The sequence below is a fragment of the Pseudoalteromonas sp. BSi20495 genome (assembly GCF_000241185.1).
GTDB classification, from domain to species: Bacteria; Pseudomonadota; Gammaproteobacteria; order Enterobacterales; family Alteromonadaceae; genus Pseudoalteromonas; species Pseudoalteromonas fuliginea.
The window spans coordinates 63,296-76,082 of record NZ_BADY01000175.1; the positions used below are offsets into that span (position 1 = coordinate 63,296).

Below are 12,787 nucleotides of genomic sequence, written 5' to 3' on the forward strand. Positions count from 1 at the left end.
ACAGGTGCTAGTTAAGGATGACGAAAAAAATAACGTTTACGTCAACATTTGTTGATATTTCAAGTCAACTTAAGCGCTTTGTCTCTCGAATAGTTCAGCCCGATGACGTAGAAGACATTGTGCAAGAAACATTTGTAAAAAGCTATGAAGCTGACTTAAAGCAAGATATTCAATTTACTCGCAGTTATATGCTTAAAACAGCAAAGCATTTAGCACTTAATCATATTGCTAAATGGGATAATAAATTTAACGAATCCCTTGAGCAAGACAGTGAGTTGCCTGTATTACTTAAATCAATGCAGCTAGAAGATGAATACACATCTAAAGAGCGCTTTTTACTTTTTTGTAAAGCCACAGAGCAATTAAGTGTATCAATTCGTAAATGTTTTATATTAAAAAAAGTATACGGCATGAGCCAAAAAGAGATAGCGAGCGAGATGCAATTAAGTCAAAGTACGGTTGAAAAGCACATTGCCAAAGGATTACTACAGACTATGTTGTATATGCGAGAGCATGACAAAACCCACGAACTTCCTGATGCAAGTATTATGTCAGTGCAATCGTTACCCCTAGAGAGGGTTTCAAAATGAGCAACGTACATCAATTTACCTCAAAAGATTTAATTCTCGAAAAAGCCTGTAATTGGATAAGTGCAATAGATCGCGGCTTAAGTGCTGACGAAAAAGAGCAATTTAAATTGTGGATGATGCAAAGCACTGCTCATCAAGATGCTGTATATGAACTTGCTCAGCTTTGGGATGAAATATCTGTTTTAAACGAATTAAGTCATTTATTCCCGCACCGTAGTAGCAAACAGTCTAAAAATAGATGGATGTTTTCTTACTCGATTGCAGCCAGTTTATTTGCAGCATTAATGGTGTGTAGCTATTTACTGATCAATTTAGAAAATGGTTATAACCAAGAACTTGCTAAAGTTAATTATACTAAAATTTATAAAACGAAAGTAGGTGAGCAAGCTACTTATGTTTTACCCGATGGAACGATTGTTCAGTTAAATACCAATAGTTTACTTGAAGTTGCTTACAGCAAAGGGCGCAGGCAGCTATTACTCAGTCGTGGAGAAGGGCGATTTAATGTGGCTAAAGATACGACGCGTCCGTTCAGTGTTATGGCTGGTGATAAAAGCTTTACCGCGTTAGGCACGGTATTTAATGTGCAACGCAATACTTCATCAGATTTAGAACTTGTGGTTACCGAAGGTAAAGTGATGATTACCGACCCAAGTGTTGCTGTAGATGCTAATGATTTTAAAGCATATCAACTTGCTGATAATAGTACGCAAAAAATTCGCAAAATTAATGCAAATATTGTTACTTCGGGCGAGAAAGCGATTATTGAGCAAAGTATAACAAAGCCGATAACGCAACTTTCTGCGGGCGATGTTCAGCGCGATTTAGCATGGCAAAATGGTATGTTAATTTTCAATGGTGAACAATTAAGCGATGCTTTAAATGAAGTAAGCCGTTATACCGCAACGCGTTTTGAATTGTCGTCAGCTGAACTTGCTAGTATTAAAGTGGCTGGTGTATTTAAAGCCGGCGATGTAGCTGGCTTACTTGAGAGCTTACAAACTAATTTTTCGATTGATCATGAACGCTTAGGCGAGCATGTAGTTAGTCTTAAACGCCATACAGAATCATAAGTAGCAGCTATGCAAATCAAGCTAATGTTAGATAAAGTTGCACCTATAAAGATATCACGTAAAAAAAAGATTAAAAAAAGAAACAAAACCATAGAGGATTTTTGTTTGTCAGCTGTTTATATAAGTTGCGCAGTAACCATACGTATTTATTGGGTGGTTTAAGTGTGCTTGTTCCCGCTATTTTTAGCATCAGTGTACAAGCCGCGACGCAAACCACTGGGCAAATGGTGCAATTTGATATAAAAGCGCAGCGAGCAGACAAAGCCTTAATTGAATTTGCTAAGCAAACAGAGCAAACTGTAGTGTTTTCTTATGAGTTAGCTAAGCAGTATGATGCAAATTCGGTATATGGATTTTATACCCAACTTGATGCTTTACAGGCATTACTAGGTGGAACTGAGCTCGATGCGGTTGTTGATCAAAATGGATTACTGAGTATAAAACTCAAACAAATCAACAGGAATGATAACAACATGATGAAGCTTTCAGCGGTCAGTGCAGCTATATTACCAGCGTTACTTGCGGCAAATTCGCAAGGTGTGAATGCAGCAGAAGAAGTTGCTCAAGAAAAAATTGAAAAAATTGCTATTGTCGGTAGCCGTGTAGCGGGACGTTCAGTTGAAGATTTACCCGTTCCAGTAGATATTCTAAGTGCAGAAGCGCTTGAAAATACGGGCCAAACAGAAGTTGGCCGTATGTTACAGTCTATTGCCCCTTCATTTAACTTTTCAAGCTCGTCGATTAGTGATGGTACCGATGCATTAAGACCTGCCACACTGCGTGGTTTAGGTCCAGATCAAACGTTAGTGTTGATCAATGGTAAACGTCGCCACCAAGCAAGTATTATTCATATTAATACATCAGTAGGACGTGGTACTGCGGGTACTGACATGAATGCAATACCTGCGTCAGCTATTAAACGTATTGAAGTTCTGCGTGATGGCGCTGCGGCTCAGTATGGTTCTGATGCAATTGCCGGTGTAATTAATATTGTACTTAAAGATGGTAGTGAAGGCGGTAAAGCGGCTATCAATTATGGTCAATATTCAGAAGGTGATGGCGAAACAGTTAACGTCGATTTTAACAAAGGTTTTGCACTAGGCGATGACGGTTATTTAAATGCAACAATTAACTATCGCGACCGTTCACCTACTAACCGTGCTGGTTTACATGGTTCATGCCAATTTTACGGTTGTACAGAATTAAGTGACGGTACTTTACTGGCTGGCGATCCACGAGAAGTGACCGCAGACAGAGATACATTTAGAATTGGTGATGCCGACTCTCAACAGTTTGGTTTAACAATTAATACAGGTTATGAGTTAGGCGATGGCGAGCTTTATGGCTTTATTACTTATTCAACGCGTGATAACGAATCAGCTGCATTTTTCCGTCACAATGCAAATGCGGGTGGCAATCCAGTACTACAAGATAATGATGCGACGATTCCGCTAGGTTTCTTACCAAAAATCAACACAACGATCGATGATATTTCATATAACTTTGGTTATAAGACACAATTTGATAACGATGCTAGCTTAGATTTATCCTACACTTACGGTGAAAACAGCATTGATTACACGACAAGTGACACAATTAATGCTTCATACGCTAATTTTTTACGTTACGACCAAGGCTTAAGTGCAGCTGATATCCGTACAACTATTCCACGTGAAGCATACGCTTATGGCATGGAGCTCTCACTACAAACAATCAATCTTGATTTCACACAAAACTTTGATGATTATTCTTTAGCAATGGGTGCTGAGATTCGTACTGACGAATACCGTATCCTAGAAGGTAATGAATATGCATACCGAGATTATGATACAAACAATGGCGTAAGTATTTACGATGGTTTAAGTGGTGGTGTAGGCAGTGAAGATGCATCTGGTGGCACACAAGGTTTTGGTGGTTCATCTCCAGCATCGTCGGTTGACGAGTCACGCGATGTTATTTCATTTTATATGGATGCAGAAGCCTACTTTATTGAAGATGTTATTATATCTGGCGCACTTCGCTACGATAACTACAAAGGTTTTGGTGATACTGTTAACTTTAAACTAGCGGGTAACTGGTCGGTTACAGATGATATTTCATTACGTGGTGCATTAAGTTCAGGCTTTAGAGCGCCATCTATGCAACAACTATACTTTAACAATATTAGTACGCAGTTCGTGACAGGCCCTAATGGTACATTAGTTGCTGAGGAAGTAGGGACATTTAGAAATGACTCAACACTTGCACAAAGTTTAGGTATTCCAAAACTCAAAGAAGAGAAATCTCAAAACCGTAGTTTAGGTATCGTTTACAACGTGACAGATAACATCAACTTAACAGTTGATTACTACTCAATTGATATTGACGACCGGATTGTTATTAGTAACCGTTTGGGTAAAGGGCTTTCTTCAAGCTTAGATGCGGCCTTAGTTAGCTCAGGTGCAGGCGCTGGTCAGTTTTTCTTAAATGGTGCAGATACAGAAACTCGTGGTATCGATTTTGTTGCAACATGGAATACAGAAGGCTTAGGCGGTACGCTTGATTTTACACTTGCGGCTAACTTTACTGAAACTGATGTTGTATCGTTATTTACGCCATCAGGTTCTGGTTTAGAAACTGTGCCGGTTGAAGATGTATTCTCGGAACAAGAGATTTCAATCATCGAAGAGTGGCAACCAGAGGATCGCATTAATTTAAGCGCGCTTTATCAACGTGATGACTGGACGGTTAATTTATCACTGAATCGTTTTGGTGAATACACCGTAGAGGATGGTGATAGCCAAACTTATTCGGCAGAAATATTAACGGATGTTAAAGTTAATTACTTCGTAACAGAAGATTTATCTGTGAATATTGGTGCTAATAACCTGTTCGACGTTTACCCAGACAAAAACAAAATTGGTAACTCACGTTCAGGCACAATCGTTGATGCTAACGGTAACACTGTAGTAAGCAGCTCCGGTGTATTTGAATACTCTCGCCGTTCGGCTCCATTTGGTTTTAATGGTGCTTATTACTACATAGGCGCAGAATATCGTTTTTAATAAATAACTCTCCTATTGTTATTTAAAGTTGAAGGGCCGCAAGGCCCTTTTTTGTTACTTTAAAGAGTTATCCTATATCTAATACCAACCTGCATAAATCTTTGATCAATTTAACGAATTAAATTGCACTATAACGTCGTTAAAAATTTTTTATTTAGAACAACTAAATACAAAAATTTTTGCCTAGTTCTAGCGTAATTTTCTTAACGTTAAATAGACCCCATATATAAGCAGATTGGTATAATACCCATCCGCAACAATACTTGATCAATTTGAGGGCTTAAACCTGTCCCTAACTGTGTTAAAAATTTCTGATATGGAACAACTAAACAACGAAATTTTTACCTGGTTATCGACACGATTTTCTTATCGTTAAATAGACCACATTTAAGCCGCTTAGTATTATTTCGAGATTAAAGAAATGGAGTAGTTTTCATACTCTTTAATATTATTCATCACGTTCATTAGAGTGTTGTGATTACTGTTTTCGTCAGCTTTTATCAATACTGAACTTATTTCATATTTTGCAGCAAACATTGCTAGGTTAGTCGACACTTGCTCTAAGTCAATCAACCTACCTGAGAAATAAACCCCATTACTTTCATCTATACTAAATAAAGCATTTTTAACCGGTTTATCTATTTGAGGGCTATCGAGCGGACGATTTAACTCAATGGCCACAGGTTTAACAAATGAAGTAGTAACAATAAAGAAAATGAGTAGTATAAATACAATGTCTAACATTGGAGTCATATCTACATCAGCATTATTTTGCAGTTGAGCTAGTTTTTTTTTCATATTGGGACCTTATTTATAATTTAAAGCTACGGCGCCACAGCAAGGTTTCAGGATCCTATTAATAAAACTAGCACAGCTAAAATAAAATATAGTTAATTAAATATTCTAATAATATTAAATATTCTAATAATATTAAATATTTGTATAAATTATGTCGTTATATGTAAGATAAAATAAATGAATACTTTAAGACAATAAAAAACCCAGCGCTATGGCTGGGTGCTTGGCGTCAAAATCAAGTTTAATGGTTTTTCATGCGACTCATTTCTGCATGGCAACTCTGCATTGTTAGTAGTGTTTTAGCCAAAGCAGCTTCACAGTCAGCAGGTTGTGGTTTATCCATCGCGGCTTTAATTTCTTCAAGGGTTTTATCCTCAACTTCCTCTAGCTCCTTCACATAGGTGCTATCGTTGTGTGAGCTAAATGTTGTAAGCAGTCCAGTGTATGCACGGCGTGCTTCAATAGCGAACGAAGAACCATCTTCGCGTTCACCTTTTTCATTAATAGCATAGGGCTGCAAGCGCTCAACACTCACTTTACGTGCATCGATCATGCGCTGAAAAAGAGCGCCAATTGCAGGGTCTTCAATTTTTTCTAGGGCTTTTTCATAAAAGTCGATGCCACTGTTCATTACTTGAATGATGTCTGTAATATGATTTACTTCTGATCCTTGATGGGTGTTCATAATGACCTCTTTAATTAAATGAATATAAACTTCAATCTAATAAAAGCAAAGGTCATTCCATAATGCCTTTCATGTATAAGTATTTGATATTAATTGCTTTGTTATTTATTTTTAAATTACTAGGTTAATTTTTTCTATTAGCCTAGCAATTTTTACAAAGTATTGTGTAATAAAGCTACTTTAGTTCCTCGGCAACTTCAGCTACTTTTTGGCGCAACCAAATATGACTCGCATCTCGGTGTAGCAGTGGACTCCAAATCATATCAAGTTCAAAAGGAGGAATAGGAAAAGGAGGTTCTAGTATTTTAAGTCCTGGATCGTCGACATAAATATTAGCGGCTTTAGATGGTAGAGTGGCAATAAGGTTTTTCTCTTTTGCTAAATGAATCGCTACATGGTAATTACGCGTAAATGTAGCGATATTACGGTGTTTACCAAAGTGAGCGAGGGCTTCGTCAACCCACCCTAGCTTTTGCACGTCTTTTGGATCCATTCCTACACCAACACCAAAACCTGTTTTACTTACCCAAATATGGCGTGCTTTTAAATAGCTATCAAGGCTAAAGCTTTCAATTATTGGATTATCGGCTTTTACTAAACAGCAAAAACTGTCTTTCCAAATACGCTTATGATGAAAAGATTGTGGTAAGTTTTCAAAACGATTGATAGCCATATCAACTTTACCATTTTCTACATCATGAAAAGTCACATCACTTGGGGTAAGTATATCTAATGTGGTGTCGGGTGCCTCGTCATGTAATTTACTAAGCAGTTTAGGCGCTAGGGTACTTGCAGCGTAATCGCTGGCCATAATCCTAAACACACGTTTACTTTGGCGTGCCTCAAATTCTCGATTAGGTGCTAGAGTTTCTTCGAGAGTCATTAATATGCCACGTATAACAGGTTGTAACTCCAAAGCACGCTCAGTTGGGACCATACCATCGCTGGTACGAACTAAAATAGGATCGTTAAATAGGTTACGAAGACGTTTAAGGCCATTACTCATTGCAGGTTGTGTAATACTCAACTGGTTTGCAGCGCGTGTTACGTTGCATTCTCGTAGTAGTGTGTCGAGGTAAACCAGTAAATTTAAATCTATTTTACTTATATTCATTGTGTGTCCTTTAGCGCCTACCAATGGTGAATAAAGCGCTGTGCTGTCGGGTATGGGTAAATATGACTCACATGCCCATTTTTTATGTTTTGCTGTGCTTGCTTCCAAAAACTAACATCAACTAATTCGGGATGTGTACTTAATAAAAACTGTTTATAAGTTGGGTTAGGTGTAACAAAAGTACATAACTGCTCCGGGAAAACATCTTGTGGAGCGACAGAGTAACTTTGTTCACTCATTAAATAGTCATCGTAATTTTTAGCTTTAGGTAATTCTCTAAAGTTCATATCTGTAAGGTATTGTACTTCGTCGTAATCATAAAAAATAATACGTTTATGCTTACTTACCCCAAAGTTTTTTAATAGCATATCACCAGGAAATATATTAACGGCAATCATTTCTTTAAGTGCTTGGCCGTACTCCTCTATTGCATCTGCTGCACTTTCGTCATCAGCGTTTTCTAAAAACAGATTTAGTGGTGTCATGCGCCGTTCAATGTAAAGGTGTTTTATAATCAACCAATCGCCTTCAATTATCATAGAGGAGCCAATTGTTTTATGTAATTGCTCAAGCAAATTACTATCAAAACGAGCCAAAGGAAATACGACATTAGAATACTCTATAGTGTCAGCCATACGCCCAACGCGATCGTGACTCTTTACGAGCTGATAGCGCTTTAAAACGGTGTTGCGACCAAATGGTTTGCTTTCACCAAACTTATCTTTAATGACTTTAAATACATAACCAAAAGAGGGGAGGGTAAATACCATCATCACCATGCCCGGTGTACCAGGTGCAATTGTAAACTCATCACTTGAATGCGTTAAATGACTTAAAAACTCGCGGTAAAATTCAGTTTTGCCTTGTTTATGAAAACCGATCGCGTTGTATAGCTCTGCAATTGTTTTGTTTGGCATTAGCTGATTTAAAAACCTTACCAACGCTGAAGGTGCATGAGTTTCCACCATAAAATAAGCACGCGCAAAGCCAAAAATAACACGCATTTGTGATGATTTAGTGAGCAAGGCGTCTAAGTATAAGCCTTTATCTTTATGATGTAGTACTGCAATAATAAAAGGTTGCACACCGCTTTGAGAAACTACACGGCCAACAATATACGCCGCTTTGTTACGATAAAATGCAGTATGTAATATATCAAAGCGCATTTGCCAAGGTTGGTGGTGAGTATCGGGGGCTTGTTTGTAAAATGCTTTAACAAGCAAGCGTATATCTCGTTCTAAATCTACAAATGGGGCTTTAAAATCAAAGTGATTGATAATACGTTTTATCGTAGGCTTTAAACCATCAACTACCGGAAAGTAACTTCTATACTCGGATTCAACCGGTACAGATGGCGCGTCTTTTAATGTGGCTTGTACAAATATAAAGTCATTATGAAAGTAACGTCTATGGTAAAGACGGCAAAATACAGAGTTATAAAATGTTTCGGCAAGCTCTGCTTGTGGATGAAAGCATAAAAAGTGTTGATATATTTTTTTTACTGCAAGCCAAAGAGACTCATCAAGGGTATCTGTAGGATGTTCTATTTTTAAAAATTGTGTCGTTTCGTTAACACGATCATCATAATAGCTAATACGTAAGCGGCTTATATCGTTAATTGCTTGCCAATCTTTATTAGCAAAAGCGAGAGGGGCTTTTGCCGTGGTTTTTTGAAATAGCTTATAGTGCTTTTTAAAGCCAGTTAAAATTAGTTCAGCAATACGATGTGGCTGCATAAGCATTCCTTAGTATACGTTAGAGTTTATACTCTATTGTGTTAAGGGTATGTTATTTTAAGTTTAAAACCAAGCTAAATTACGAACACGCTCATAATGCTTTATGAGCGTTTTATTTGTATATTAATATTTTTTTTTCTAGTTCTTTAATTTTTTTAGCAATAGCAGATACTTCTTTTTTATATTCTTTATTAATTCGTTTAATGTTCTTGGTAATATCTTTAGTTATTCTATTTTTCTCATCGTCGGCTAAAATATGGTTAAGGCGCTGTTGTTGCTTGTATTCAGCTCGCTCTTTTTCACGATCGAGTATCGTTAATTTATGGTTGTTACTGCGAAGTTCAGCTTGTAACCCAGCCAAAAGCCTTTCTCGCTCAAGATCGTTTAGTTGTTTTCTATAATCAACTTCAGGGCCATTTTGCAGTATGTTTGTGGTATTTACTTTGTGTGTAGTTGCGCGATGATCGCAAGGAAACTGAGAAAAAACAGTCTCTTTTTCTGTCACGCATTTGTAGTAAGTCGTGGCGTTATTATAAAAGCAGATAAAGATGCAAAGTGAATAAAATAAGTAACTAACAAGTTTAATCATAGCAGGGCATCCATGAATTTATTTTGCGTTGCTAAAAACGCAGTTCCAAAATAAAAACTATAACCTAGCTTGACGTTATAGCAAGCTAGGTCAGGATTACAGTTATTGAGTGAATGTTTTTAACTTCTTAATGCTTTGTACTAAAAATGGAATATCTAAACCTTGCTCAATAGAGAACCCTTCAGCGGCAGAGATGTTTTTAAAATTCCCATCTGAGTCTATTAATGTGATCCTATCTTTTTTGTATGCTATGACTACACCTTGGGAGTAATTAACACCCATATTGTCTTTTTTCTTGTATAGGTTAACACCTAACATTGTTTGTTTGGCAATCGCTTTACAATTTAAGTACTGACCGACACTAGTCGCAATTAAATCACTTGGTTGAATTAAGCCTTCAACCTTTGAGATTCTTTTATCTGAGCTGTATAAGGTTGATGTACTTACCACTTCTTGAGTATCATTTACTAAGCTAAAAGCAAAGATTTGCGTTGCGTTATCGCGTGGGGATACAACTTTTGAACCGCTAATAACTCTAATCGCACTGTTAGTGTGAGCTTGGTCATTAATAAAGCTCAGCTCGTTAATACCACTTACTTCAATACTGCGACGTTGGCTCTGCCATGCGGGAAGAGTGTGCTCTTCAATTATCGCAACTTTATAAAAGGCAGGTAAACCGTATACCAAACTAAATAGCATGTCGCTATGATTAGTTGGCTGTAAAAACTGCTCTGTTTTATGTAGACCTTTATTTTCTGAAATAAAGTCGGCTAATTGTTGGTCGGTTTCAAAAACAAAAATGTCGATATTAGCCTGAGTGTAATCTTCACATTTCTCAAGAGGAGTTGGTATTTGGTAGTTAATATTTTGGTTATTAATTTTAACGCTATGAGCTTGTTTATATGTTTCGATATCTAGTAAATCATTTTTAGCTAACAAACTTTTAGCTGTTGTAGGGTATGAAAGTGGTAAAACATTATCTTGCTTTGTTACATCAAATTTTAAGTTAGCATCTGCCCAAATATGAATGCTGTGGCTAAGCGCAAAACATATAACTAAAAATGAGCTTGCGTAACGTGCAAATTTAAACTGTTTTAGACGCGCTAAATGCCGCCATGTAAGATTACTGGCAACGAGTTGAAAACCTAAGATTAGCAGAACAATACCGCCGGCAAAAAGAGTTGTTAAAGCAGGCGAACTTGTTAATCGATGCCACAGTAGTGAGATGATTTCAGGCAAAGCGGAAGTGCTTAAATGATAGCCCAAATTAACATACACATAAGCATCAAGAGTAAGCAGTGATGCGCCAAACGTAGCAATTACAGCAGCCATTCCACGAATGTGCCTAGGATAGGGGAAAATCAAACTAAGCGGAAATACCGTCAGCACAAATGCTAAAAAGGCAATAAAACTAGTGTGGCTAAGCCATGTCACTAGCATATAAGTTATGCCCATAAAGCTAGTTGGTGGCGAATCGGCAAATAAATAGCTTAAGCTAATAAATAGCGCTAAGCCGATGTTGGCAAAGGTGAACCAATGCCCCCAGCTTAATAACTGACTCGCTTTTGATGAAAACTGATTGTGCTGCGATAAGTTCATAGAGTTTATTTAACCGACTGTGACAATGCTTTTGCAAAGTTCTCAGTTACGGCTTGTCTTTTCCCTGTTGGTACATGCTCTTTTAAGATATGCGTGATAGAATTTCCTAAACACATAAGGCTTAAATCAACCGGTGCATTATGTTTAGTTAGCACATCAATAAGCTGATCGACGATTTGTTCTACTTCTTCATTAGAGTATTTTGATAAGATTGGCATCAGTTGGTTCAATAAAATAGTTATATTCCCGTATTTTAACACTAGAGGCGTGAAAAACAAAGATGACAACAGACGTTAAAAAATTAGTCGTTCATTATGTAGACAAAAAAGACGACGATACGCAAATTCACCTTCGAAATGATGAAATGATCATCAACGATAAAGTGGCCGTGTTCATTGAGCAGTTACATCATGCGTACAACGGTAAACCTGGTAAAGGTTATTGTGCTTTCAGTGGAGACAAAAACAGTATTGTAGCATCAGCAATGCAAAGTTACCGTAATGATGAGTTGGGCTTTTGGCATATGACAGAGCAAGCTTCAACAGTCTTAAAAGAAGAGCTTGATAAGTATGCTTTTAGTGAAACAGGTTATTTAGTATTTTGTCATTATCAGTATGTTGCTACCGATTACATGTTAATTGCGATGATTAACATCAAAGAACATTATTCAATGACTTCAGAGCTTGATTTAGCAGCTTCTCGCCATTTAGATATATCGCGTATGCAACTCGCTGCTCGCATCGACTTAACAGCGTGGGATACACAAGCTGACGACAACCGTTATATTTCATTTATCAAAGGACGAGCTGGACGTAAAGTTGCTGACTTTTTCTTAGACTTTTTAGGTTGTGAAGAGGGTATTGATTCAAAACAGCAAAGCCAAGTAATGCTTAGCGCAGTAGAGGATTATTTATCAGAGCAACAGTTTGATAAATCAGAAAAAGACGACTTACGTAAACAAGTATTTGATTACTGTAATGATTGCGTAACTACAGGCGAAGATGCAAGTGTGAGCGATCTATCAGCAACGCTCACTAAAGGCGATGACAGCCCGTTCGACAGTTTTTGTAAAGAACAAAGCTATGACTTAGAAGAAACCTTCCCTGTTGATAAGAAAACCGTAACCAGCATGGTTAAGTTCTCAGGTCTTGGTGGTGGTGTGAGTGTAAGCTTTGAACGTAAACACTTAGGCGAGCGCGTAACTTACAACGAGGCAACGGACACGCTTGTAATTAAAGGTATTCCACCAAACTTAAAAGATCAGTTACAACGTTTTATGGAAAGTGAAAGCGAGTAAATTTCACAAGTAAAAAGCTGATTTAAGAGCGCGGTATTTATATCGCGCTTTTTTGTATCGGTATATAAATTCGTTGCATCGGAAAAAAAACCTTAAAGATTTATTTCACATAGAGAAGTGAAAGAGGAGTAAATGAGAAAACACAAGCGATGGTTTACTAGCTGGGCTTTTTAAAGTTAGCAAGACTTAGACTTATTACTACCTCTAAAAGCGCAGCGTCTCTTAACCTCTTTGTGAAAAAATTACTTTTTACGGGCTTTGA

The 12,787-nt window shown here is 37.4% G+C and carries 10 protein-coding genes and 1 pseudogene; 4 read left to right on the forward strand and 7 right to left on the reverse strand.

Annotation, left to right across the window (positions count from 1 at the left end; genetic code table 11):
• Window positions 1-17: 17 nt before the first annotated feature.
• The 3 genes and pseudogenes from P20495_RS01245 to P20495_RS01235 all read left to right on the forward strand — a co-directional run bounded on the left by P20495_RS01245 (window position 18) and on the right by P20495_RS01235 (window position 4,707).
• A complete protein-coding gene (locus P20495_RS01245; protein ID WP_008139190.1) occupies window positions 18-590 on the forward strand; it encodes a sigma-70 family RNA polymerase sigma factor in 573 nt (190 codons plus the stop codon).
• Window positions 587-1,663: a FecR family protein gene (locus tag P20495_RS01240; RefSeq protein ID WP_007375284.1), complete on the forward strand. Its 1,077-nt coding sequence runs from the start codon at window positions 587-589 to the stop codon at window positions 1,661-1,663. Before P20495_RS01245 ends, P20495_RS01240 begins: the two co-directional genes overlap by 4 nt.
• 9 nt (window positions 1,664-1,672) lie before the next feature.
• Window positions 1,673-4,707: pseudogene (locus P20495_RS01235) on the forward strand (TonB-dependent receptor plug domain-containing protein).
• Window positions 4,708-5,109: 402 nt separating this feature from the next.
• Here the strand turns inward: P20495_RS01235 and P20495_RS01230 are convergent.
• From P20495_RS01230 to P20495_RS01200, 7 genes are all read right to left on the reverse strand, one after another.
• Window positions 5,110-5,505 (reverse strand): biopolymer transporter ExbD, encoded by a 396-nt coding sequence (locus tag P20495_RS01230; protein WP_007375282.1) that lies wholly within the window; start codon window positions 5,503-5,505, stop codon window positions 5,110-5,112.
• Between the two features lie 241 nt (window positions 5,506-5,746).
• Window positions 5,747-6,190 carry a PA2169 family four-helix-bundle protein gene (locus tag P20495_RS01225; protein WP_007375281.1) on the reverse strand — a complete coding sequence of 148 codons (444 nt, stop codon included), beginning with the start codon at window positions 6,188-6,190 and terminating at the stop codon, window positions 5,747-5,749.
• Window positions 6,191-6,365: 175 nt separating this feature from the next.
• Entirely contained in the window at window positions 6,366-7,304 is a 939-nt protein-coding gene (locus P20495_RS01220) for a LysR family transcriptional regulator (protein ID WP_008139194.1), read from the reverse strand.
• 17 nt (window positions 7,305-7,321) lie between these two features.
• A complete protein-coding gene (gene aceK / locus P20495_RS01215) occupies window positions 7,322-9,040 on the reverse strand; it encodes a bifunctional isocitrate dehydrogenase kinase/phosphatase (protein WP_008139195.1) in 1,719 nt (572 codons plus the stop codon).
• A gap of 112 nt (window positions 9,041-9,152) precedes the next feature.
• Window positions 9,153-9,629, reverse strand: a complete 477-nt coding sequence (locus tag P20495_RS01210) for a hypothetical protein (protein WP_008139196.1) — start codon at window positions 9,627-9,629, stop codon at window positions 9,153-9,155.
• A 102-nt stretch (window positions 9,630-9,731) separates the two neighbouring features.
• Window positions 9,732-11,228, reverse strand: a complete 1,497-nt coding sequence (locus tag P20495_RS01205; RefSeq protein WP_008139197.1) for a DUF3413 domain-containing protein — start codon at window positions 11,226-11,228, stop codon at window positions 9,732-9,734.
• 5 nt (window positions 11,229-11,233) lie between these two features.
• Window positions 11,234-11,446, reverse strand: a complete 213-nt coding sequence (locus P20495_RS01200; protein ID WP_007375276.1) for a DUF1414 domain-containing protein — start codon at window positions 11,444-11,446, stop codon at window positions 11,234-11,236.
• Between the two features lie 62 nt (window positions 11,447-11,508).
• On the opposite strand from P20495_RS01200, the gene yejK reads away from it, so the two are divergent.
• On the forward strand, window positions 11,509-12,525 hold the full coding sequence (yejK, locus tag P20495_RS01195; RefSeq protein WP_008139198.1) for a nucleoid-associated protein YejK: 1,017 nt from the start codon (window positions 11,509-11,511) through the stop codon (window positions 12,523-12,525).
• The last annotated feature ends 262 nt before the right edge of the window (window positions 12,526-12,787 follow it).